This is a genomic window from Cobetia sp. MC34 (assembly GCF_018340035.1).
GTDB classification, from domain to species: Bacteria; Pseudomonadota; Gammaproteobacteria; order Pseudomonadales; family Halomonadaceae; genus Cobetia; species Cobetia amphilecti.
In genome coordinates this window covers 1-20,864 of record NZ_JADPPY010000006.1, presented here as the reverse complement: position 1 = coordinate 20,864, position 20,864 = coordinate 1, and the positions used below count along the sequence as shown (strand labels likewise).

At 63.6% G+C, this 20,864-nt stretch carries 14 protein-coding genes and 2 pseudogenes; 3 read left to right on the top strand and 13 right to left on the bottom strand.

Annotated elements, in window-relative coordinates:
* Window positions 1-293: 293 nt before the first annotated feature.
* The 7 genes from IZU87_RS04905 to leuC all read right to left on the bottom strand — a co-directional run bounded on the left by IZU87_RS04905 (window position 294) and on the right by leuC (window position 10,099).
* Entirely contained in the window at window positions 294-926 is a 633-nt protein-coding gene (locus IZU87_RS04905; protein WP_213113930.1) for a phosphoribosylanthranilate isomerase, read from the bottom strand.
* A gap of 22 nt (window positions 927-948) precedes the next feature.
* The gene (gene truA, locus IZU87_RS04900) at window positions 949-2,085 is read right to left on the bottom strand and encodes a tRNA pseudouridine(38-40) synthase TruA (RefSeq protein WP_213113866.1); all 1,137 of its coding nucleotides are present in this window, start codon (window positions 2,083-2,085) and stop codon (window positions 949-951) included.
* Window positions 2,085-4,958, bottom strand: a complete 2,874-nt coding sequence (locus tag IZU87_RS04895) for a type IV pilus assembly protein FimV (protein WP_213113865.1) — start codon at window positions 4,956-4,958, stop codon at window positions 2,085-2,087. Before IZU87_RS04895 ends, truA begins: the two co-directional genes overlap by 1 nt.
* Before the next feature lie 456 nt (window positions 4,959-5,414).
* Window positions 5,415-6,536: an aspartate-semialdehyde dehydrogenase gene (asd, locus tag IZU87_RS04890; protein WP_192838485.1), complete on the bottom strand. Its 1,122-nt coding sequence runs from the start codon at window positions 6,534-6,536 to the stop codon at window positions 5,415-5,417.
* A gap of 218 nt (window positions 6,537-6,754) precedes the next feature.
* Window positions 6,755-7,837, bottom strand: coding sequence for a 3-isopropylmalate dehydrogenase (leuB, locus tag IZU87_RS04885; protein WP_213113864.1), 1,083 nt, complete (start codon window positions 7,835-7,837; stop codon window positions 6,755-6,757).
* A 145-nt stretch (window positions 7,838-7,982) separates the two neighbouring features.
* On the bottom strand, window positions 7,983-8,636 hold the full coding sequence (gene leuD / locus IZU87_RS04880; RefSeq protein ID WP_107335256.1) for a 3-isopropylmalate dehydratase small subunit: 654 nt from the start codon (window positions 8,634-8,636) through the stop codon (window positions 7,983-7,985).
* An 11-nt stretch (window positions 8,637-8,647) separates the two neighbouring features.
* Window positions 8,648-10,099, bottom strand: a complete 1,452-nt coding sequence (gene leuC / locus IZU87_RS04875) for a 3-isopropylmalate dehydratase large subunit (protein WP_054554934.1) — start codon at window positions 10,097-10,099, stop codon at window positions 8,648-8,650.
* Between the two features lie 359 nt (window positions 10,100-10,458).
* Here leuC and IZU87_RS04870 point away from each other — a divergent pair, with 359 nt between their 5' ends.
* A complete protein-coding gene (locus tag IZU87_RS04870; protein ID WP_054554935.1) occupies window positions 10,459-11,349 on the top strand; it encodes a LysR family transcriptional regulator in 891 nt (296 codons plus the stop codon).
* 1,226 nt (window positions 11,350-12,575) lie between these two features.
* On the opposite strand, the pseudogene phaC reads toward IZU87_RS04870, so the two are convergent.
* The 5 genes and pseudogenes from phaC to prmB form a co-directional block, all read right to left on the bottom strand.
* Window positions 12,576-14,339, bottom strand: a pseudogene (gene phaC, locus IZU87_RS17620) (class I poly(R)-hydroxyalkanoic acid synthase); the annotation flags it as partial.
* Between the two features lie 642 nt (window positions 14,340-14,981).
* Window positions 14,982-15,434: a phasin family protein gene (locus tag IZU87_RS04860; protein WP_213113862.1), complete on the bottom strand. Its 453-nt coding sequence runs from the start codon at window positions 15,432-15,434 to the stop codon at window positions 14,982-14,984.
* 220 nt (window positions 15,435-15,654) lie between these two features.
* Window positions 15,655-16,197 carry a DUF6489 family protein gene (locus IZU87_RS04855; protein WP_213113861.1) on the bottom strand — a complete coding sequence of 181 codons (543 nt, stop codon included), beginning with the start codon at window positions 16,195-16,197 and terminating at the stop codon, window positions 15,655-15,657.
* A gap of 236 nt (window positions 16,198-16,433) precedes the next feature.
* Window positions 16,434-17,525: a chorismate synthase gene (gene aroC / locus IZU87_RS04850; RefSeq protein WP_043335551.1), complete on the bottom strand. Its 1,092-nt coding sequence runs from the start codon at window positions 17,523-17,525 to the stop codon at window positions 16,434-16,436.
* A gap of 167 nt (window positions 17,526-17,692) precedes the next feature.
* A complete protein-coding gene (gene prmB / locus IZU87_RS04845) occupies window positions 17,693-18,655 on the bottom strand; it encodes a 50S ribosomal protein L3 N(5)-glutamine methyltransferase (protein WP_213113860.1) in 963 nt (320 codons plus the stop codon).
* A gap of 254 nt (window positions 18,656-18,909) precedes the next feature.
* Between prmB and IZU87_RS04840 the strand changes: the two genes are divergently transcribed.
* Both IZU87_RS04840 and IZU87_RS04835 read left to right on the top strand, forming a co-directional pair.
* Window positions 18,910-19,515, top strand: coding sequence for a Smr/MutS family protein (locus IZU87_RS04840; protein WP_213113859.1), 606 nt, complete (start codon window positions 18,910-18,912; stop codon window positions 19,513-19,515).
* A gap of 172 nt (window positions 19,516-19,687) precedes the next feature.
* Window positions 19,688-20,530, top strand: a complete 843-nt coding sequence (locus tag IZU87_RS04835; RefSeq protein ID WP_213113858.1) for a transporter substrate-binding domain-containing protein — start codon at window positions 19,688-19,690, stop codon at window positions 20,528-20,530.
* A gap of 121 nt (window positions 20,531-20,651) precedes the next feature.
* Here IZU87_RS04835 and IZU87_RS04830 read toward each other — a convergent pair.
* Window positions 20,652-20,864 (bottom strand): annotated as a pseudogene (locus IZU87_RS04830) (IS4 family transposase); the annotation flags it as partial.

Here is a 20,864-nt window from a genome sequence, read left to right as displayed (position 1 = left end):
CTTCCGTTTTGCTGCTGTTCTGGGCACCGCTCGACGACTGTCGGCGGCCATGCGAGTTGGCACATATTCCAGGGCGTTCACGCCCCGGCAATATGGCGGGCAGCTACCATCACAGGGCAGTGCCAATGGAAAAGACCGTGCAACCCATTGGTCGTACGGCCACTTTTCCGAATTCTGGGGGTCATTGTAGCGGCTTCGCCCCCCTTGCGGGTAGTGCGAGATGCCAATTGAGCGTTGCGGCCCTCGCCGCTTGGGACGAAAGCAACGCAAGGGCCACAACGCTTGCCGGCAAATCAGCGCTGCTGGCGGACTGCCTGACAGAATGCCTGCATGCGCTCGTCACTCTTCTCGCCGGGCGCGGCTTCCACACCACCGGAGACATCGACCGCGTAAGGGGCGACCTGCGCCACCGCCGAGGCGACATTGCCTGACTCGAGACCACCGGCCAGGATGACCGGCAGCGGCAGATCGGCCGGGATACGCGACCAGTCGAAGGTCTCGCCGGTGCCACCGGGCACGCCGGGACGATAGGCATCCAGCAAAAGGCCACGCGCGTCATGGTAGCGCACCGCCTGCGCGGCGAGATCGATCCCGTCACGCATGCGCAACGCCTTGATATAGGGCCGCCCAGCCGCCCGGCACTGCTCCGGCGTCTCATTGCCATGCAACTGGAGCAGATCGAGATGCGGTGCCGCTGCGGCAATCTCTTCGCCGCTGGCATCCACGAACAGGCCGACCCGCGTCACGAAGGCCGGCACGCACGCGGCAAGCTCGGCCAGACGCGCCACATCGACCGCACGCTTGCTGCCCGGCCACAGCACGAAGCCCAGCGCATCGGCCCCTGCTGCCACGGCGTCGCGGATATCCTGCTCTCGCGTCAAGCCACAGATCTTGATCCGGGTACGCTGGCTCGCTCGAGCGCTCATCTCGGTCATGGGATCACTCCGTTCAACGTGAGGATTCATTCTGGGTGGCAGCCGTCAGCGTGTCATCCTCGGCGCCTGCCGCAGGGTCGCCTGGCGCAGGATCGCCTGCCGCAGGGTCGCCTGCCGCAGGATCGCCTGGCGCAGGAATCGCTTGTTCATGCTCGCGACTGAGGCGCTCGGCTTCACGGGCCACGTTGGCCAGCCGGATGGCCTCCTGCTCACTGAGCTTGCCTGCCGCACGCGCCTCTTCGGCACCCTCGGCCTCGGCGCGCGCCATGCGTGAGCGCACCATCGGGCAGTCCGGCAACGGGCGCTCGCCCGTCCACTCGCCAAGATGTGCGACCAGACCAGGCCCCAGGGGTTCCTTGGGCAGCGCATAGCGCGGCGGATAGATGACATCGACGAAGTGAAGCCCTGTCGCCGCTGCCGTCGCGCTCGAGCGCGTGCGATCTCCTCCGCGCATCAGCTCGACGATCCACTCGACAGGCTTCTCGCCACGCCCGATGGCCATCAAGGTGCCCGCGATATTGCGCACCATGTGATGCAGGAAGGCATTGGCCTGGATATCGATCATGACGATATGGCCATGGCGACTGACTTCAATGAAGTGCACGTGACGGCGCGGCGAACGCGACTGACAGCCTGCGGCGCGGAACGCCGAGAAATCCAGCTCGCCCACCAGATGCGCCGCCGCGGCCTGCATGTCGGCGACATTGAGCGGCTCGCGACACCAGGTGACATTGTTGCGCTCCATCACCGGCCGAAACGGCTGGTTGATGATTATGTAGCGATAGCGACGGGCGATGGCGCTGAAACGCGCATGGAAATCATCGGGCACCGGCACGGCCCAATGAATCCCGATATCGGGGGGAAGGTTGACGTTACCGCCCATGCGCCAGGCCTTGCGACTGCGGCCCACGGGGGTATCGAAATGCACGACCTGACGCACGGCATGCACACCGGAATCGGTGCGGCCACTGCAATGCACGGTAATCGGCGTGGAGGCGACCTTGGACAAGGCCTTCTCAAGCGCTTCCTGCACGGAGGGGGCGTGGCTCAGACGCTGCCAGCCACAATAGCGGGTGCCATCATATTCAACGCCCAGAGCAATGCGCCCCGGGCGTTTCTCGTTATCATCCAACGGTGTAAAAAAGGGCATCAGGTCAGACCAAAGCGCTCCATCAACGCCAGCGCCTCTTCACGGACCATGTCATCACTGGCAGTAGCGAGCGGCTCAAGCAGCGCAGCCGCCTGATCATCATCGCCATCCACCAACAACTGACGGGCTTCCTCGAGCTGTTGGAATGCCACGGTATCCTGGGCGCCAGCCCCAAACCCTGCCGACTCGACAGAGGGATAGGCATTATCCTGATCCCCAGACTCGAACGCCACTTCCTCGACCTCGAATTCCGAGATATCACGCCGCGGCACGTCCACCTCTTCCAGCGTCATGCTATCCAGTGACGGCAACTCGTCCATGCCATCGACTGCGGCTGAAGGCTTGCTGGACACCTCATACGGCTTCTGGCTCGCAGCGCTGCCTTCACTTGCGCCACTGCTCTCACTTGCAGCACCGTTCTTCTCGCTCGCGGCACCGCTCTCGAGCGCGGAGTGGTCATCCAGCTCTTCACGCAGTGAGGTAAACTCGACGGACTCGCCCTTGAGCGCGCTATCCGCCGCCTTGGATGCCGCGGCATCAGTGCCCTTCTCGCCATCAGCGTGACCAGCATCCCCCAGCGTCAATTCCGGCGCCTGGTAATCGATCACGTTGTCGCTGTTGAAGTGGCTCTCACGCACGGGCGCCTTCTCGAGATCCTCGCCCTTGAGGCCCGGCTCGAACGCGACGCCTTGATCGGCAGCGTGCTCGACCAGCGGTTCGCTCACGCCCTCACTGGCATGCGATTCGCTGTCAGGCAGCGCGCTAGCATCGTCCTGGTCATCAAGGGGGGCGTCAGAGCCCGTGGCGGATGCATCTGCCGGGCCGCGAGCCGCATCATCGGCCTTGTCACGCCCTTCAAGCGGCGCGCGAGGCGCTGCCGCCTGCTGGCTTGCCACCCCCGACAGATAGGAGACCTTGCGCCCCACCTGACTCGCGCCGCCGCCTGCGACAGCACGCAGCGCACTGCTTGAGACACTGTAGCGATCCAGCAGCGCCTGAGCCTCGAAGCGCTCTTCTTCATTGCCGGCCGCCAGCACCTGCTCACCTTCATGATGCAGGGCTTCGGCGTTGCCAAGCTCGCCATGGACTCCCATCAGCTTGAGGCGCAGGTCCTGGCGTGCGGGATCTTCCACCAGACCAGCTTCCAGCAGGGCCTGGGCCTGATCGAAGCGGCCGTAGGCGATGAAGATGTCCGCCTCGCTGATCGCCGCCGCTTCCGGCTGGGAGAGCGGCTCGAGACTACCGGAACCCCGGCGCGCCGCCACGTTGGCATCTTCAGACGCGGATGACTTGTGACCCGCGGCAGCAGCGGCAGTCGAGGCCGCAAAGGTATCCGGGAAGACGCGTGGCTTGTCCTGGTCGGGCTCTTCATTGCCGCGGACCGCATCGGCAAAGCTCATGTTCTCATCGCCCCCGGAACCGGAGCGGCGACGCAACAACAGCAGCAACAGAAGCAGCAATGCCCCGGCCGCCCCGCCAACGATGGCCAGGTTGTCCTGCACCCACTGCCAGGTCGCCTGAGGCCACGGCTGCTTGGGCAACACCAGGTTGCCCTCGCCGTCGCGCGGCTGACCGAGGTCCACCCCGGCGGCGATCAGGCTTTCCGGCAACGCCAACGGCGAGATACCGCTGTTGACGAGCAGACGATTCTGTTTGGCGAGCAGCACCTTGGCCGTCTCGAGCTGCTCGGTACGCTCTGCCAGCGACGCTCGCAGCTCACCGACTTCGTTGCGCAGGGAGGCCACTTCGCTGCGCAGGTCATCACGCTCCTGCTCCAGCTGATCGAGGCGCTGCTGATTGGTCAGCAGCTGATCTTCCAGCGACTCGAGGCGATCGGACAGTTCATCGATTGCCTGCTGACTACCCGCCGAGATCTGACCACTGGCTGCCGCCGCCTTGGGCTTGCTGCCGTCTTCATCCAGCAGCGTCAGACGCGGCTTGCCGTCGGCACCCGCGCTGGCGGGCCCGCTCGGTGCGGCCGTGGCCGCAGGCGCAGCACTGGCGGAGGGCTCGTTCGATGTGCTGGCCGCAGCGGTTTTCTTGCTGGCCGGAGCCGGCACGGTCTTGCCCTGCGCGCCCGCGACCCACTGCTGATACTGCTGACGCACTTCCTTGTCGGCCTCGGTACGCGAACGTCCCAACATGGTGCTGCGGTCCGGCACGCTCAGCACCACTCCCGCACGCAGCTTGTTGATGTTGCCGCCCGGGAAGGCCCTGGGGTTGGCTTCCTGAATCGCCAGCATGGCCTGACGGATGCTGACACTGGCATCCGGACGCACGCGACGCGCGATCGTCCACAGCGAATCACCGTTGCGCACCTTGATGCTGGAGGGTGGCGTGCTGGATGACGCACTGCGCGAGGCAGCCTGGCTAGGCTGGGCATTGTCGCGGAACACCACGGAACGCGTCGGCGAGGGATCGTTGGTGGCCAGCGGTCGCGAGCGCGCGCCGGCAGGTGTCACCAATGACGGCTGACTCGAATAGCCCGCCGGATCGAACAACAGGGTCACCTGACGCTGCAGCTTGCCATTGGGCCATTCGACATCCAGCAGCAGGTCCACATAGGGCTCACGTACCGCGCCATTGGTGGATAGCTGGAGGTAGTAGCGCCCACCCTGCTGCTTGACGGCAACCTTGATGTCATCGCTGACATAGCTGCGATCGACGCCCGCTCGCGTAAAGGCGGTAGAATCGGCAACGCCGGCCTTGATGAGGCTGGCATCGAGGCCCGAGGTATCCGTGAGGCCGATGCGCGCGTCCAGTGGCTGATTCAGATTCGAGCGCAACCGCGGCGATTCCATGCCGACTGCCAAGGCCTGAGCACTGTAGACGGCGAACGACACCGCCAGTGCGAGAGGAAGCTTGCGTCCCATTGAGTGTCCCTTCGTATGCGGCCGAATCATTGCCCGGCCTGCGCATTATGTTACGTATACTTACACAAGATACCAGAGAGTCCGTCCCAAGAGTGCGGGAAGCCATTGGCAAAGTGGAAAAAGTTTCAACGATAGAGTGACGGCCCACGATCGATAAAGGCCGCAGAGGCGTCATATCGCGAGTGACCAGCTCGACGATATCCCCTTTACGATACCCGTAAAAAACACCTCCCTGCCATCATGCATCAAAAGCGCCAGTCAAAATCGCAAAAAATGCGCAGGAAAGACTGAGATATCTGGTACTCGCCGCGACATCAGTGACCTATCTCTTACCTGAAATCACCGACCTTCCAAGACGTAACGTGCAAAAGAGAAACGCCCTCGACTCCAGAGAGCCGAGGGCGTTTTCAGGTCAGGCTCGCAACGAACCCGACGATATGCTGCTACACAGTGCGATCAGGCCGCGCGATGTTCACGCAGGATGGTCAGCATGCGCTTGAGCGGCTCCGCGGCCCCCCACAGCAGCTGGTCACCGACACTGAAGGCGGACAGGTATTCGCCACCCATCGCCAGCTTGCGCAGACGGCCGACCGGGACGGTCAGGGTGCCGGTCGCAGCGGCCGGCGTCAGGTGCTTGAGGCTGTCTTCCTTGGTATTGGCGACGACCTTGACCCAGTCGTTGTGCTTGGCAAGGCGGTCTTCGATCTCGTCCAGCGGCACGTCCTGCTTGAGCTTGACGGTGAAGGCCTGGGAGTGGGAACGCATCGCACCGATACGCACGCACAGCCCATCGATCATGATCGGGTTGCCCTGGCTGTCGAGAATCTTGTTGGCCTCGACACCGGCCTTCCACTCCTCGCGGGTCTGACCGGATTCCATCGCGGAATCGATCCACGGCAGCAGCGAGCCGGCCAGCGGCGCACCGAACTGCTGGGTCGCGAAGTCATCGCCGCGCATGGTGGCGGTCACCTTGCGGTCGATGTCGAGGATGGCGCTGGCCGGGTCCGCAAGCTCTGATGCCACGCTGCCATTGAGCTGGCCCATCTGGGTCAGCAGCTCACGCATGTGGCGCGCACCGCTGCCGGACGCCGCCTGGTAACTCATGGAGGTCATCCACTCGACCATGCCGGCCTCGAACAGGCCGCCCAGGCCCATCAGCATCAGGCTGACGGTGCAGTTGCCGCCGACGAAGGTGTTGGCACCGGCGCCGATCTTCTGGTCGATCACATGACGGTTGACCGGGTCCAGCACCAGCACGGCGTCCTTGTCCATGCGCAGGGTGGAGGCCGCATCGATCCAGTCGCCCTTCCAGCCGGCTTCGCGCAGCGGGCCGAACACCTGCTTGGTGTAGTCGCCGCCCTGACAGGTGACGATGACATCCAGCGCCTTCAGCTCATTGATGTCATTGGCATCCTTGAGCGCCGGCACCGGCGTGCCCACGTCAGGACCGGCCTGACCGACCTGGGAGGTGGAGAAGAATACCGGCTCGATACCGGCGAAATCGTTGTCATCACGCATGCGTTGCATCAGCACGGAACCGACCATGCCACGCCAACCGACAAATCCGACTTTCAACATGCTTGTTCTCCTTGTTCATGCACGGCCGGGAGCATGGAAGACACCACCGCTCCCGACACAGGAATGACCCGCAGCGAGCACAGGCAACTCACACGAGGCGAGCCTTGCCCAACGCTCCAGCCGCAGGTCCTGACATGAGAACCCGGCGACGCACGCCGAGCTCCCCCATGATCATCGCGTGAACGCCGCTGGCTTGCGGCGTTCACGCGGGCCTTGCCTTACGCCTGGGCCTTGAAGGCGGCCAGCACGGCATCGCCCATCTCGGAGGTGGAGACCTTGCGCGTCCCGGCGTAGGCGATGTCGGCAGTGCGCAGACCTTCATCCAGCACCACGCCGACCGCCTTCTCGATGCGCTCGGCCCAGGCGGCTTCATTGAGCGAGTAGCGCAGCATCATGGCCACCGACAGAATGGTCGCCAGCGGGTTGGCGATGCCCTGGCCCGCGATGTCCGGCGCGCTGCCGTGGCACGGCTCGTACATGCCCTGACCACCCGCATTCAGCGAGGCGGACGGCAGCATGCCGATGGAGCCGGTCAACATGGCGGCCTCATCCGACAGGATGTCACCGAACATGTTGCCGGTGACCACCACGTCGAACTGCTTGGGGGCACGTACCAGCTGCATGGCGGCGTTGTCGACGTACATGTGCGACAGCTCGACATCCGGGTAGTCGGCGGAGATGCGTTCCATCACCTCACGCCACAGCATGGTGACTTCCAGCACGTTGGCCTTGTCGACGCTGCACAGCTTCTTGTTGCGCTTCTGCGCCATCTCGAAGGCGGTGCGACCGATGCGCTCGATCTCGGATTCGGAGTAGACGTAGGTGTTGTAACCGACCTGCTGGCCATCACGCGTCTCGATGCCACGCGGCTGACCGAAGTAGATGCCGCCGGTCAGCTCACGCACGATCATGATGTCCAGACCGGACACCACTTCCGGCTTGAGGCTGGAGGCCTCGGCCAGCTGCGGGTAGAGAATCGCCGGACGCAGATTGGCGAACAGCTCGAGCTCCTTGCGCAGCCCCAGCAGGCCGCGTTCCGGACGCAGCGAGATGTCCTCGAGCTTGTCCCACTGCGGGCCACCGACTGCGCCGAGCAGGATGGCGTCCGCCGCCTTGGCCGCCTCCAGCGTTTCCGCCGGCAGCGGGTGGCCGGCCGCGTCATACCCTGCACCACCGACCTTGCCTTCGCTCAGCGTGATGTCCAGACCTTCGCTGCGGGCGGCTTCAAGGATCTTCACGGCTTCGGCAGTGATTTCCGGGCCAATGCCATCACCGGGCAGAATCAGGATATTGCGGCTCATCTGGAACTCTCCTTGGGCCGGAAGTCTTCCGGCGAGACCGACGGTTCACCGTCGGTGCTGAGACTGGGCTCGCCGCCATTCTGGACGGCGAGCCATGACGAATATGTTGCGATGTCAGGCGCTGACTGACGCGACGCTGGCCAGGTCAGGCCGTCTTGCCGTCGCGGAACAGCCACGGACGCTCGGTGCGATGGCGCTTCTCGAAGCTGTCGATGGCGTCCTGGTCCTTGAGGGTCAGACCGATATCGTCCAGGCCTTCCATCAGGCAATGCTTGCGGAAGCTGTCGACCTCGAAGGGAATCGACTCACCGGACGGCGTGATGACCGCCTGTGCCTCGAGATCGATATCCAGACGATATCCTTCCACCGCCTCGGCTTCCTTGAACAGACGGTCCACCGTGTCCTCGTCGAGGGTAATCAACAACAGGCCGTTCTTGAACGAGTTGTTGTAGAAGATATCGGCGAAGCTCGGCGCGATGACCACGCGGAAGCCGAAGTCGGTCAGTGCCCAGGGCGCGTGTTCCCGCGAGGAACCGCAACCGAAGTTGCGACGCGCCAGCAATACGCTGGCACCCGCGTAACGCGGCTGGTTGAGCACGAAGTCCGGATTCAGCGGACGCTTGCTGATGTCCTGACCGATATAGCCCTCGTCGAGATAACGCAGCTCATCGAAGAGGTTCGGCCCGAAGCCGGTGCGCTTGATCGACTTCAGGAACTGCTTCGGGATGATCAGGTCAGTATCGACGTTGGCGCGATCAAGCGGTGCCACGAGGCCCTGCTGGCGAATGAACTTTTCCATGTCGGGCCTCCTCAGGCGACTTGAGTGTTGTTGGTAGGGATGGGGGCAAAGTCACGAACATCAACGAAGTGACCCGCAATCGCGGCAGCGGCGGCCATGGCCGGGCTGACGAGGTGCGTACGCCCACCGAAGCCCTGACGGCCTTCGAAGTTACGGTTGGAGGTGGAAGCGCAATGCTCACCGGCGCCCAGCTTGTCGGCGTTCATCGCCAGACACATGGAGCAGCCCGGCTCACGCCATTCAAAGCCCGCCGCGAGGAAGATCTCGTGCAGCCCTTCCGCTTCCGCCTGCGCCTTCACCAGGCCAGAGCCCGGCACCACCATCGCCTGCTTGAGGCTCTTGGCGACCGTGCGGCCTTCGGCCACGCGCGCCGCTTCACGCAAATCCTCGATACGCGAGTTGGTGCAGGAACCGATGAACACGCGGTCCAGCTTGATGTCGGTGATCTTCTGCTGAGCGCTGAGGCCCATGTACTCGAGCGCACGGGTGATGCCACGCGCTTCGGTGTCATCGCTGGCCGCGGCCGGATCCGGCACCACGCCATTGACGCTGGTGACCTGCTCCGGGCTGGTGCCCCAGGTGACCTGCGGCGCGATATCCTCGGCCTTGAGCACCACGACCTTGTCGAATTCGGCGTCCGCATCGGAGACCAGATTGCGCCAGTCGGCGACGGCCGCTTCCCACTGCTGGGCGTTCGGCGCATAGGGGCGCTGGTAGAGATAGTCGATGGTGATGTCATCGACACCGACCAGACCGACCCGCGCACCGGCTTCGATCGCCATGTTGCAGATGGTCATGCGGCCTTCCATGGAGATGTCCTGGATGGCAGAGCCGCCGAATTCGATGGCGTAGCCGGTACCGCCGGCAGTGCCGATCTCGCCGATGATGGCGAGCACGACATCCTTGGCGGTGACGCCAGTGCCGAGACGACCATCGACGCGCACCAGCATGTTCTTCATCTTGCGCTGGATCAGGCACTGGGTGGCGAGCACGTGCTCGACCTCGGAAGTGCCGATCCCGTGGGCCAGTGCCGCGAAGGCACCGTGGGTCGCGGTGTGGGAATCGCCACACACCACGGTCATGCCCGGCAGAGTCGCGCCCTGCTCCGGCCCGACCACGTGCACGATGCCCTGACGCGCATCATTGATGGTGAACTGCTCGATGTTGAAGCTGTTGCAGTTGTCGTCGAGGGTCTGCACCTGGATGCGTGAGGTCTCGTCCTCGATGCCCGCGATGCCGGCAGCACGCTCCTTGAGAGACGTCGGCACGTTGTGGTCCGGCGTTGCCAGGTTGGCATCCAGACGCCACGGCTTGCGACCGGCCAGACGCAGCCCTTCGAATGCCTGCGGCGACGTGACTTCGTGCAGCAGGTGACGGTCGATGTAGATGAGTGCAGTACCGTCTTCGCGTTGCTTGACCAGGTGCTGATCCCACAACTTGTCATAAAGGGTCTGGCTAGCCATGTCGTGTCTCCTCGTGGCGCCTTACGGTAAGAGCGCGCTTGCTGCCTCGGGGCTCGTAACGGCCCCTTGATGAGGGTGTGTCGTCCAGTGTTGATGGCGGGGCGGTCGTGCGAGCCCGTGGATAGTGACCACTTGCTTGCAGGCTCCAGCATCGCCGCCGCGTCCTGTGCCATCAAGAGTACTCGGCGACAATGAATAAAAGCAATTCATGTTTTTCATGCTTTGAATTCCCAAAAGGAATACCATGACTCATCAGGTCGTGATCAGGAGTACATCCGCCTGCGCCGGTATCGATCGCCCCGCTTGACGCTCCCCTGAATGCCCCTATGAACGCCCTCATGACAGGATAGCTGCCCCACATGGACACACCCTCTCTGCAGGCCTTCGTCGCCGTCGCCGAAACCGCCTCCTTCTCGCTTGCCGCCGAGCAGCTGCACCTCACCCAGCCGGCCGTTTCCAAGCGCATCGCCCAGCTGGAGCAACTGCATGGCGCGCGGCTGTTCGATCGCATCGGACGGCGTGTCTCGCTGACCGAGGCCGGCAATATCCTGCTGCCCCGCGCCCGCGCCATCCTGGTGATGCACGATGACACCCGGCGTGCGCTGCGCAATCTGTCCGGCGAGGTAAAAGGCAGCCTGACGATGGCCACCAGCCACCATGTGGGCCTGCACCGGCTGCCACCGCTGCTCAAGGCCTTCACCATGGCCCATCCCGAGGTGCGCATGGACATGCGCTTCCTGGATTCGGAACAGGCCTATCAGGGCGTACTGGATGGGGAGCTGGAACTGGCCGTCGTCACCCTGGCACCGCATCGCGATCCCAATCTGACGGTGGTGCCGGTGTGGCTGGATGAGATGCGCTTCGTATGCGGACGTGATCACCCGCTGGCAGGTCACAAAGCGTTGCCGCTGGCCGCCCTCTCACAGCACGACGCCGTGCTGCCGGGCCACCTGACCTTCACGCGTGGCATCGTCATCGATACCTTCGCGCGTGACGGCCTCTCGGTGGAAGTCTCGATGTCCACCAACTACCTCGAGACCCTCAAGATGATGGTCGCCATCGGCCTGGGCTGGAGCGTCCTGCCGGAAAGCATGATCGACGACGAGATCGAGATCCTGCCCATCGACCACCGCCCCATCGAACGCCAGCTCGGCTACCTCTATCACAACAACCGCACCCTCTCGAACGCCGCCAGCGCCATGATCGAACTGTTGGAAGGGGCAAGGGATGCGGCGTCGAGAAACCTCTAGCGCAGCTTGAGCTTGAAAGCCCGACCTGAAAGCACAGCCTGAACGCACAACGCCAGCCCCGAAGGGCTGGCGTTGCGGTTCTGACTCACAGCTTGTGGCGCCGCGGATCAACTCTTGTCGTCATCTTTGGCATTGCCAGACGCGCCATCCGTCTTGCTTGCCGCAGGCTTGGCATCGTCCTTCTTCGCCTCTTCCGCTGCCTTGGCGGCGGCGGCCTTGCTGGCATTGGAGGGACGGCCACGGCGCGGCTTGGGCGCTTCGCTGCCGGTGTCGCTCTTGGCGGTGGTAGTGGAAGCACCAGAACTTGAAGTGCTCGAGCGGGAAGCCCCCTGATTGGAAGCCCCGGTGCTGCTACCCGTCTTGGCAGTGCTCGCGCTTCCCGTCGAGCTGGCGGTGCTCTTGCTCGCCGTGCTCTTGCTCGCCGTAGTCTTGCTGGCAGTGCTCTTGCTCGCCGTAGTCTTGCTGGCAGTGCTCTTGCGCGTCGTCGCGGGCTTCGTAGCGCTGGAGCCTGCCGCGCTGGAGCCCGAAGCCGTGGAAGAAGTGCTGCTGCTCGAGGTGCCGGATGCAGACGGCTTGCTGTCAGAGGCTGACGTGCTCGCAGTCGTCTTGCTTGCAGGCGTCTTGGTCGCCGTTGACTTGTTGGCAGTGGTCGTCTTGCTGGCAGTGGTCGTCTTGCTGGCTGCCGTCTTGCGTGGCGTGGAGGTCTTTCTCGCCGTGGTGGTCTTGGTCGCTGAGCTACCGGTGTTGCTGGCAACCGTGCTCGCAGTGCTCTGTTTTGCGGTGCTGTCGCTGGCCGTGCTGCTGGTGGTCGTTGCGCTCTTGGCAGCTGTGCTCTTGGCAGCTGTGCTCTTGGCAGCAGTGCTCCTGGAGGCTGTGCTTTTGGGTGCAGCACGCTTGCGCGCGGCGGGCTTGCTTACCGGCGCTGACGGCCCAGCGGCTGGCGACCCAGCGGCTGGCGCCCCAGCAGCTGAAGCGGCCTTGGAAGCAGCAGGCCTGGCACTCGATCCCTGAGCCCTGGAGGCACTGGATGAGCTATTGCCCGCCGTGTCACCGGCATCATTGGCGGCCTTGCCGGTGACGGCTTCGGTCATCGCGGTCATGGCCTCTTCCAGCGGCAGCGTCACCTGCTTGAGCGCTTCATTCACGCTTTTCTCGACCGTCTGCTGCACATCACGCACGGCCTTGAGCTGCGCATCCGCCACGCTGGTGATCTCTTCCGGCACGCTCTGCCCCAGCACTTCCGGAATGGTCTGGCGCGCATAACGCCCCGGCGCCGCTTCGATCACGTCGAGTTTGCCCTCACCCGGTGTGCGCGCAGAGACCTCCGGTTCCGGCTCCACGAAGCCATTGCCGGTCATCCACGCCTGCCAGTCATTCCACCAGGAACCTTCGTGCTGCTCGGTGCCCTCGAGCCACTCATCCGGCATTGCCGGGAGGCTGTCGTTGGTAGCGTAGCCGTACTTGTTCTTGTGCGGCGGATTGACGATACCCGCGATATGACCGGAGCCACCGAGCACGAAGCGCTTGATGGAGGCCTTGGGCAGCTGGGTGCCGTTGTAGGTGGTCTGCCACTTGGCGATGTGGTCCTCGCGCGCGGAGACCCAGTAACTCGGCGTCTCGATCTGCGAGAGATCGATCGGCACGCCATCCAGCTCGATGCCGCCGGGCTGCACCAGGCGGTTCTCCAGATACATGTGGCGCAAGTACCAGGCATGGGTACCGGCAGGCAGGTTGGTGCCGTCGGTGTTCCAGTACAGCAGGTCGAACGCGGTCGGCGCTTCGCCCTTGAGATAGTTGGAGACGTAGAACGACCAGAACAGGTCATTCTCGCGCAGCAGATTGAAGGAGAACGCCATCACGCGGCCATCCAGATAGCCGTCCTGCGCCATCTGCTTCTCAAGGCCCTGCAGCACCGGCTCGTTGAGGAAGACACCGATCTCACCGGGATCGGAGAAGTCCTGCAGCGTTGCCATGTAGCTGACCGAGCGCACGCGGTCGGACTGCTTCTCGGCCGCCAGATAGGCCATGGTGCTGGCCGTCAGCGTGCCGCCGATGCAGTAGGACAGGATGTTGACCTGCTTCTCGCCGGTGGCCTGCTCGATGGCATCCATCGCGGCCAGCGGGCCCATCTGCATGTAATCGGCCCAGGTGAGATCACTCTGCTCGGGCCCCGGATTGCGCCAGGAGATCAGGAACACGGTGTGCCCCTGCTCCACCAGCCAGCGCATCATCGAATTGTCCTGACGCAGATCGAGAATGTAGTACTTGTTGATCCACGGCGGCACGACCAGCAACGGCGTGCTGAAGGCCTTCTCGGTGGCCGGACGATACTGGATCAGCTGGATCAGCTCGTTCTCGAAGACCACGTCACCCGGCGTGACGGCGATGTTGTCGCCGAGACGGAAGGCTTCGGTGTCGGTCATCGCGACATTGATGCCTTCGGCGGAGTTGGCCAGGTCATCGCGCAGACGCTTCAGGCCGTCGAGCAGGTTCTGGCCGCCGGTCTCGCGGGTCACGCGCTGCACTTCCGGGTTGGTGGAGGCGAAGTTGGAGGGCGAGAAGGCGCTGACGTACTGGCGTGCGTAGAACTCGAGATTGCGCTTCTGGCTCTCCGGCAGGCCTTGAATGCCGGCCAGCATGTCGTCCACGGCGCGCGAGAACAGCAGGTATTGCTGCACGAGGAAGTGGTAATAGGGCTCGCTCTGCCAGGCCTCATCGCGGAAGCGACGGTCAGAGCGCGCGGGCGTGATCACCGGCTCGACGCTCTCGCCATTCAGCTCGCGCAACGTGCCCTGCAACAGGGCCATCTGGTCCTGGAAGAGGCGAGTCTGGGTCGACATCAACAGTTGCGGGTCACGTGCCAGGGCCTCGGCCCCCGCCTGGAAGCAACGACCCATCTCGTCATAGATGGTGGAAGCGGCAGCGCTGGGCCATAGGCGCTCCAGCATGTCACTCATCAAGGCTTGATACTGGGCACTGGCCTGCTGCATCACGCTGGCCCACTCCGTGCCTTCAGCACCGTCGGGGAACAGACTGGTAAAGGCCTGAGAGAATGTCTGCGAGAACGCCTGCTGCTGGGCTGAGTCCATATCGCCCTTCCTCCTTGTCATTGACCATCACGTCATTGGCTATCGAAGCTTGGCTGCCGAGCATCTGCCGGCGGCACGATTTCATCGAATCGAATCCTTCCTGACCACTGAGCAGTGCCATGCCGCCTCTCGTGAGACGGGCGCCTTCACTGGCGACGGACACTGCTTTTCAGACTGTTTTTGAAGACCGTTTCACAAGATGGGTTGAAGCCCGTTTCATGGCTGCATTCAAGCCCGTTCACGGCTGATTTCAAGCTCGCTCACGGCTGTTTTCAAGCCCGTTCATGACTGATTTCAGGGCGCTGCATGCGAGCATGCCAAGGCAAGCAAAGTGCGCTGTCAGCGGTAATGCCCTGTCAGCTGCAACATCCTGCCTCCTGCAGGTCTGCTTTCCGTCGGATTCGCGCGCGGCAAATACGAGAGCAAAACAGCCTGTGTGCCAGCGTGCTCATCTCCAGCATGCGCCTTCCAGCACGGCAGGGGCAATGCCTGAAAACGGCAAAAAAAAGGCTGGCGCAAGCGCCAGCCTTTTCAGGGTATACCTTAGTTCTGCTTGGCGCGGCTTGTCGCGGCAGCCGGCTTGCTGCTGGCAGCGGAGGATGCCTTGTCCTCTGCTGCTGAAGCGGCTTTCTCTGTGGCAGCGGACGCCTTGTCGGTGGCTTCCTTGCCAGCGTCAGAGTAGGCCTGTTCGAGCTGGGCGCGCATTTCGTTGCCCATCTCGGCCAGCTTCAGGGAATCATCCATCATCTGCTGAGACAGCTCGGTCGCCACTTCCAGCTGGCGGTTGCTGAACTCGCTGAACTCTTCCATACCCTTGATTTCAGTGGCAGCACGCGCACGCTCGAGACCAGTCTCGGTATAGCGCTTGGCAGCGTCCATCTGATAATCGGCAATCTTGCCCATATGGTCGAGCATCAGAGTGTTGAGCTTGCGCATCGGCTGGTAGAAGCTGCGGGCTTGCTCGGCAAAGGCGTTGAACATCTGATCCTGCTGCATGACGGTTCCTCCCATGGATTCCGTACCGGGACAGCGCGCAGAAGTCTCTGCGCCACCTGTGGAGCACAGCAATATGCTGCACTGCACAAAGACTAGTCTGCTCCTCAGGTGGTTGCAATCCCATGACAGAAAACTGTCAAAGGACATTTTCTGTCATGGGATTGGCCGGGCATGCCTCACGCCCCTGTCAGCCAAGAGCGTTCTTCGCGCCTGCCGGTCATCAACTGCGCTTGGCGCGTGAGCGCGCACTGGCCGCAGAGGCCGGTTTCGCATCGTCTGCCCGGCTGGCGCTTTGCTCTGCCTTCTGATCCGCGCCGTGATCACCACTGCGGCCCGAACTCCTGCGTGCGGCAGACTCCGGCTTGTCAGCGTCCTTGCCTTCCGCGCCGCCCTGACCGAACTGCTGCAGGGTATCCAGCATCATCTTCTGATACTGATTGAAGGCGGCCATGCCCTGGGCCATGCTCTCGCCCATGTCGCCGGGCATGCCGCCCACTGCGCCCTGCCCGGCATTGCCAGCGCCAGACGCGCCGCCCATCATCCCCTCGGCCATGCCCGGCGGCATGAACTTGGCAAACGGCGTGCCCGCGCCCGGTGCCATCAGCGGCTTGAGCAGACTCATGGGGTCGTAGCCTTCAACACCCGCCTCCATCTGGCGACGAAAGCGCTCCATCAATTCCTGCTGGAAGGCTTCCACGTCCGGCAGGCCCATCGCCTGGCGAAATTCCTGCGGCGTGAGGTCGAATTCGACATTGATCTTCATGGCAGATTCCTTGTGTTGTCTGCCCGCGCACGGCGTGGTGCGCGAGTCCGCTGGCATGCATGCCATTCGAGTCTAGCAGCGAGAATGACACGGGGGCAGCCTGCTACTTACGTCTTTTCTTATTTACTTTCCGCAAGCCAGCCCACAACGCAAGACGCCCCAGCCACGAAGGATGCAGGGCATCTCTCCACGGCTGGGGCGTGTCTTTCTACAAGCTCAGCAACGCCGCAAGCGGCTTACACCTCGCGCAGCACCGGCGTGTCGACCTTGACGTCGGCGTTCTGACCACGATGGCGCAGCAGGTGGTCCATCAGCGTCAGCGCGACCATCGCCTCGGCGATCGGCGTGGCGCGGATGCCGACACACGGATCATGACGGCCGGTGGTGATCACTTCGACCGCCTCGCCGTTGACGTCGATGCTGCGACCCGGCAGTCGCAGGCTGGAGGTCGGCTTGAGGGCGATGCTGGCACGGATGGTCTGGCCGCTGGTGATACCGCCCAGAATGCCGCCGGCATGGTTGGAGAGGAAGCCTTCCGGCGTCATCTCGTCACGGTGCTCAGTGCCCTTCTGGCTGACTACGGCGAAACCGTCACCGATCTCGACACCCTTGACGGCATTGATGCTCATCAGGCCATGCGCGAGTTCGGCATCGATGCGATCGAAGATCGGCTCACCCAAACCGACCGGCACGCCAGTCGCCTCGACGGTGACCTTGGCACCCACGGAATCGCCTTCCTTGCGCAGGGCGTCCATGTACTGCTCCAGCTCCTCGAGGCGATCGGCATCGCCACAGAAGAACGGGTTGGTGTCGACCAGCGACCAGTCCTTGACCTCAAGCTCGATGGGACCGAGCTGAGACAGGTAGCCACGCACCTGCACGCCCAGGCCCGCCAGATACTTCTTGGCGATGGCCCCGGCGGCGACACGCATCGCGGTCTCGCGGGCCGAGCTGCGACCGCCGCCACGGTAGTCACGCTCACCGTACTTGTGGTGATAGGTGTAGTCGGCGTGGGCCGGACGGAACTGGTCCTTGATCTTGCCGTAGTCCTTGGAGCGCTGATCGGTGTTCTCGATCATCAGGCCGATGGCCGTGCCGGTGGTGCGACCCTCGAACACGCCCGAGAGAATGCGCACCTGGTCCGGCTCGCGACGCTGGGTGGTGTGGCGCGAGGTGCCGGGACGGCGGCGGTCCAGATCGATCTGCAGATCCGCTTCGCTGATCTCGATGCCCGGCGGGCAACCATCGATGATGGCGCCCAGTGCCGGGCCATGGCTTTCGCCGAAGGTGGTGACGGTGAACAGCTTGCCGAAGGTATTTCCGGACATTCAGGGGGTCCTCAGGCGATGCCGCCGGTCATGGCCGACGGCGTTCTGATAATAGTTGTCGTAAGCGTTGCAGAGCCTGGCGGCCTGCGCCCGTGCTTCTGGCGAATCCCGCCAGCTCAGGCACCCGCCAGCTCAAGCGAAATCCGCCGGGTCAGGCGCCCGCCAGCTCAAGCGAATTCGGGCGCGCAGACTTCCAGCGTCTGGGCATCGATGGCGAAGACGCCGTTGCCGCCGCGCTCGAACTCCAGCCACATGAAGGGCACTTCCGGGAAGGTTTCCATCAGGTGGCGCTCGGAGTTGCCGACCTCGACGATCAAGACGCCGTCGTCGGTCAGGTAGTCACGCGCCTCGCGCAGGATACGGCGCACGATATCCAGGCCGTCATCACCGGCGCCCAGCGCCAGCGCCGGCTCATGGCCGAATTCCTGCGGCATGTTGGAGAGATCGAAGGTATCCACGTAGGGCGGATTGGAGACGATCAGGTCATAGCGCTTGCCCGCCACGCCCGCGAAGAGGTCCGACTGCACCGCGATGACACGCCCTGCCACGTCGTGGCGTTCGATGTTGCGACGCGCGACTTCCAGCGCCTCGCTACTGATATCGACCAGGTCGACCTCGGCGGTCGGCATCACCAGCGCGGTGGCGATACCGATGCAGCCGGAACCGGTACACATGTCCAGCACGCGAGTCGGCGGCAGTTCCGGGAACCAGGCCGAGAAGCCGCTCTCGATCAGCTCGGCGATCGGCGAGCGCGGAATCAGCACACGCTCATCGACATCGAAGGGCACGCCGGTGAAGAAGGCCTCGCCGAGCAGATACGGCAGCGGCTTGCGGGTGGTGATGCGCTCACGCACCAGCGCCACGATGCGCGCTCGCTCCATGGTCAGAAGGCGCGCGTCGATCACGGCGGGGTCCGTGTCCCACGGCAGATGCAGCGCACCCAGCACCAACGCCACCGCTTCGTCCCAGGCAGAATCGGTGCCATGGGCGAAGTGCAGGCGATGCGCGTGGAACTCACTGGTCGCCCAGCGGATCAGGTCGCGCAGGGTCACCAGCTCCTCGACGAGACGGGAGTCCGGCTCACTGAGGCTGGAAGGATGGCGCAGGTCGGACGCGGAAGATGTGGACACGGTGATTCCTGTAAGCGGACAGATGGACAACGAGCGCCGCCAGTCGTGAGGGGCCGGTGGCGTCTCGCGCAGGCATTGTAGCGTTCACGAGGCGTGGCGGCGACCCTTGGCATGCCTTGATGGCGCGCCTGCCGCTTTTGTCTTCGCAAGCGACAACCGTTTGTCTTCGACAGTGGCAACCGCCTGTCTTCGACAGCGACAACAGCCGCGCTATACTGCGCGACTTGCCATTTTATTGCCCGCGGAGCCCGGCCATGCCACCCAACCACGACGACAGCTCGGATACCGGCGACGACTTCAACGCCTTCCGTGCCGCCCTCAAGCAGGCCGGCGTACGCAAGATCACCACCAACCGCGCCGACCCCGGCCGCAAGCCCGTCGACAAGGAAGAGCAGGCGCGTCTGGCGGCGCGGCGCGCAGCCGCCAGCGAAGCCTCGACCGACACGCTCGGCGCGCCATCGCGCACCACCGATGGTCAGGTCGAGCCGGTCACGCCCAGTCAGCTGCTCGACTTCGCGGTGCCCGATCTCCCCTACCGCCAGCGTCAGCGCCTCAAGCGCGGCGAGATCGCCTGGGAGGCGGGCCTCGACCTGCACGGCTATACGCTGGAGCAGGCCCGCATCGAGCTCGAGTCCTTCATCGACGATGCCATCGCCCGTCGCTCACGCTGCGTGCTGGTGGTGCATGGCAAGGCATGGACCGGCATGGCCGATCACCCCATCATCAAGAGCCACGTCAATGCCTGGCTGCGCCAATGGCCTGACGTGCTGGCCTTTACCTCGTCACTGGAGCTGGATGGCGGCAGCGGCGCAGTCTATGTCCTGCTGCGCAGCAAGGGCCGTGACCCGCTGCTCGACTGAGCGAATCCCGCGCTCGCCACACCGCCGAGACATTGACGATCAGAGCATCTGAATAGCTGAGCACTTGAATAGCGAACATCTGAATAACTGAGTGCTTGAATAGCCGAGCACTCGAGTAGCAGAGGCAGGCCTCACGCCGAGCCTGCCACCATAACGACAAGGGAACACCCTGATGACACCCAACGCTGAACAGCCAATGCGCAGATCTTCACGCCGCGCCTTTTCCGCTGCCATTCTCGGCGGCGCGACCGCCGCTGGCCTGTCGCTGGCCTTCGCCATGCCGGCCGCCGCCAGCGATGCGCTGTCCGACAGCACTCTTTCACGCGTGCAACAAGGCCAGGTGCTGAAGGTCTGCACCACCGGTGACTATGCGCCCTTCAGCCACCGTGAAGACAATGGCGACTTCGAAGGCATCGACATCGACATGGCCGCCTCACTGGCCAAGAGCCTGGGCGCCACGGTACAGACCGTGCCGACCAGCTGGCCAACGCTGATGGAAGACTTCACCTCCGGCAAGTGCGACATCGCCATGTCCGGCATCTCGGTCAAGCTGGACCGTCAGGCTCAGGCCTACTTCAGCCAGCCGTACCAGACCGGCGGCAAGACGCCCATCGTGCGCTGCGAGGACGTCGACAAGTACCAGACCGTCGCGCAGATCAATCAGCCCGGCGTGCGCATCACCGTCAACCCGGGCGGCACCAACGAGCGCTTCGCCAATGAATTCCTGAGCGATGCCACGCGCGTCGCGCACAACGACAACCGCACCATCTTCAACAACATCATCGAAGACCGTGCCGATGTGATGGTCACCGACGCCATCGAGACCCAGCTGCAGGCCAGCCGTCATCCGGAGCTGTGCAGCGTGCATCCTGATGCGCCGTTCACCTTCTCCCAGAAGGGCTATCTGCTGCCGCTGGGTGACAATATCTGGAAGGCCTACGTCGATCAGTGGCTGACCCAGATGCAGGGCACCGGTGAGCAGGCCGCCATCTTCGACAAGTGGATCAACGGCTGAGGCGACGCTTCGCTCAGGCTCCGGTCACACGCTCTGCAATGAAGCGCTCTGTATTGAAGAGCACTGTATTGAAGAGCACCGTAACGAAAAGCCCCCGCCGATTGGCGGTAATGCCAGTCAGTTAACACTGACTGGCATTTTTCTTGGCCGGATACTTCTGCGGCCGGCGCCTGACCGATCGAGGATAAGACCGTTCGCGTCGTTCCGGTAAAACGAACGACGGTGCCATGTCCAGCATCGACTGAATCACGCCGGGCACACGTCCCGGCGAGACCCAGGGTAAAACCGTCAACTCCTTGATGATCCAGTGAGCGGCCTGATGGAAACTAAGCTG

Bases quoted from the DNA above. Each gene is read 5' to 3' on its own strand.
- IZU87_RS04905 (WP_213113930.1), bottom strand. From the start codon at position 926: ATGAGCGCTCGAGCGAGCCAGCGTACCCGGATCAAGATCTGTGGCTTG.
- truA (WP_213113866.1), bottom strand. From the start codon at position 2,085: ATGCCCTTTTTTACACCGTTGGATGATAACGAGAAACGCCCGGGGCGC.
- IZU87_RS04895 (WP_213113865.1), bottom strand. From the start codon at position 4,958: ATGGGACGCAAGCTTCCTCTCGCACTGGCGGTGTCGTTCGCCGTCTAC.
- asd (WP_192838485.1), bottom strand. From the start codon at position 6,536: ATGTTGAAAGTCGGATTTGTCGGTTGGCGTGGCATGGTCGGTTCCGTG.
- leuB (WP_213113864.1), bottom strand. From the start codon at position 7,837: ATGAGCCGCAATATCCTGATTCTGCCCGGTGATGGCATTGGCCCGGAA.
- leuD (WP_107335256.1), bottom strand. From the start codon at position 8,636: ATGGAAAAGTTCATTCGCCAGCAGGGCCTCGTGGCACCGCTTGATCGC.
- leuC (WP_054554934.1), bottom strand. From the start codon at position 10,099: ATGGCTAGCCAGACCCTTTATGACAAGTTGTGGGATCAGCACCTGGTC.
- IZU87_RS04870 (WP_054554935.1), top strand. From the start codon at position 10,459: ATGGACACACCCTCTCTGCAGGCCTTCGTCGCCGTCGCCGAAACCGCC.
- IZU87_RS04860 (WP_213113862.1), bottom strand. From the start codon at position 15,434: ATGCAGCAGGATCAGATGTTCAACGCCTTTGCCGAGCAAGCCCGCAGC.
- IZU87_RS04855 (WP_213113861.1), bottom strand. From the start codon at position 16,197: ATGAAGATCAATGTCGAATTCGACCTCACGCCGCAGGAATTTCGCCAG.
- aroC (WP_043335551.1), bottom strand. From the start codon at position 17,525: ATGTCCGGAAATACCTTCGGCAAGCTGTTCACCGTCACCACCTTCGGC.
- IZU87_RS04840 (WP_213113859.1), top strand. From the start codon at position 18,910: ATGCCACCCAACCACGACGACAGCTCGGATACCGGCGACGACTTCAAC.
- IZU87_RS04835 (WP_213113858.1), top strand. From the start codon at position 19,688: ATGACACCCAACGCTGAACAGCCAATGCGCAGATCTTCACGCCGCGCC.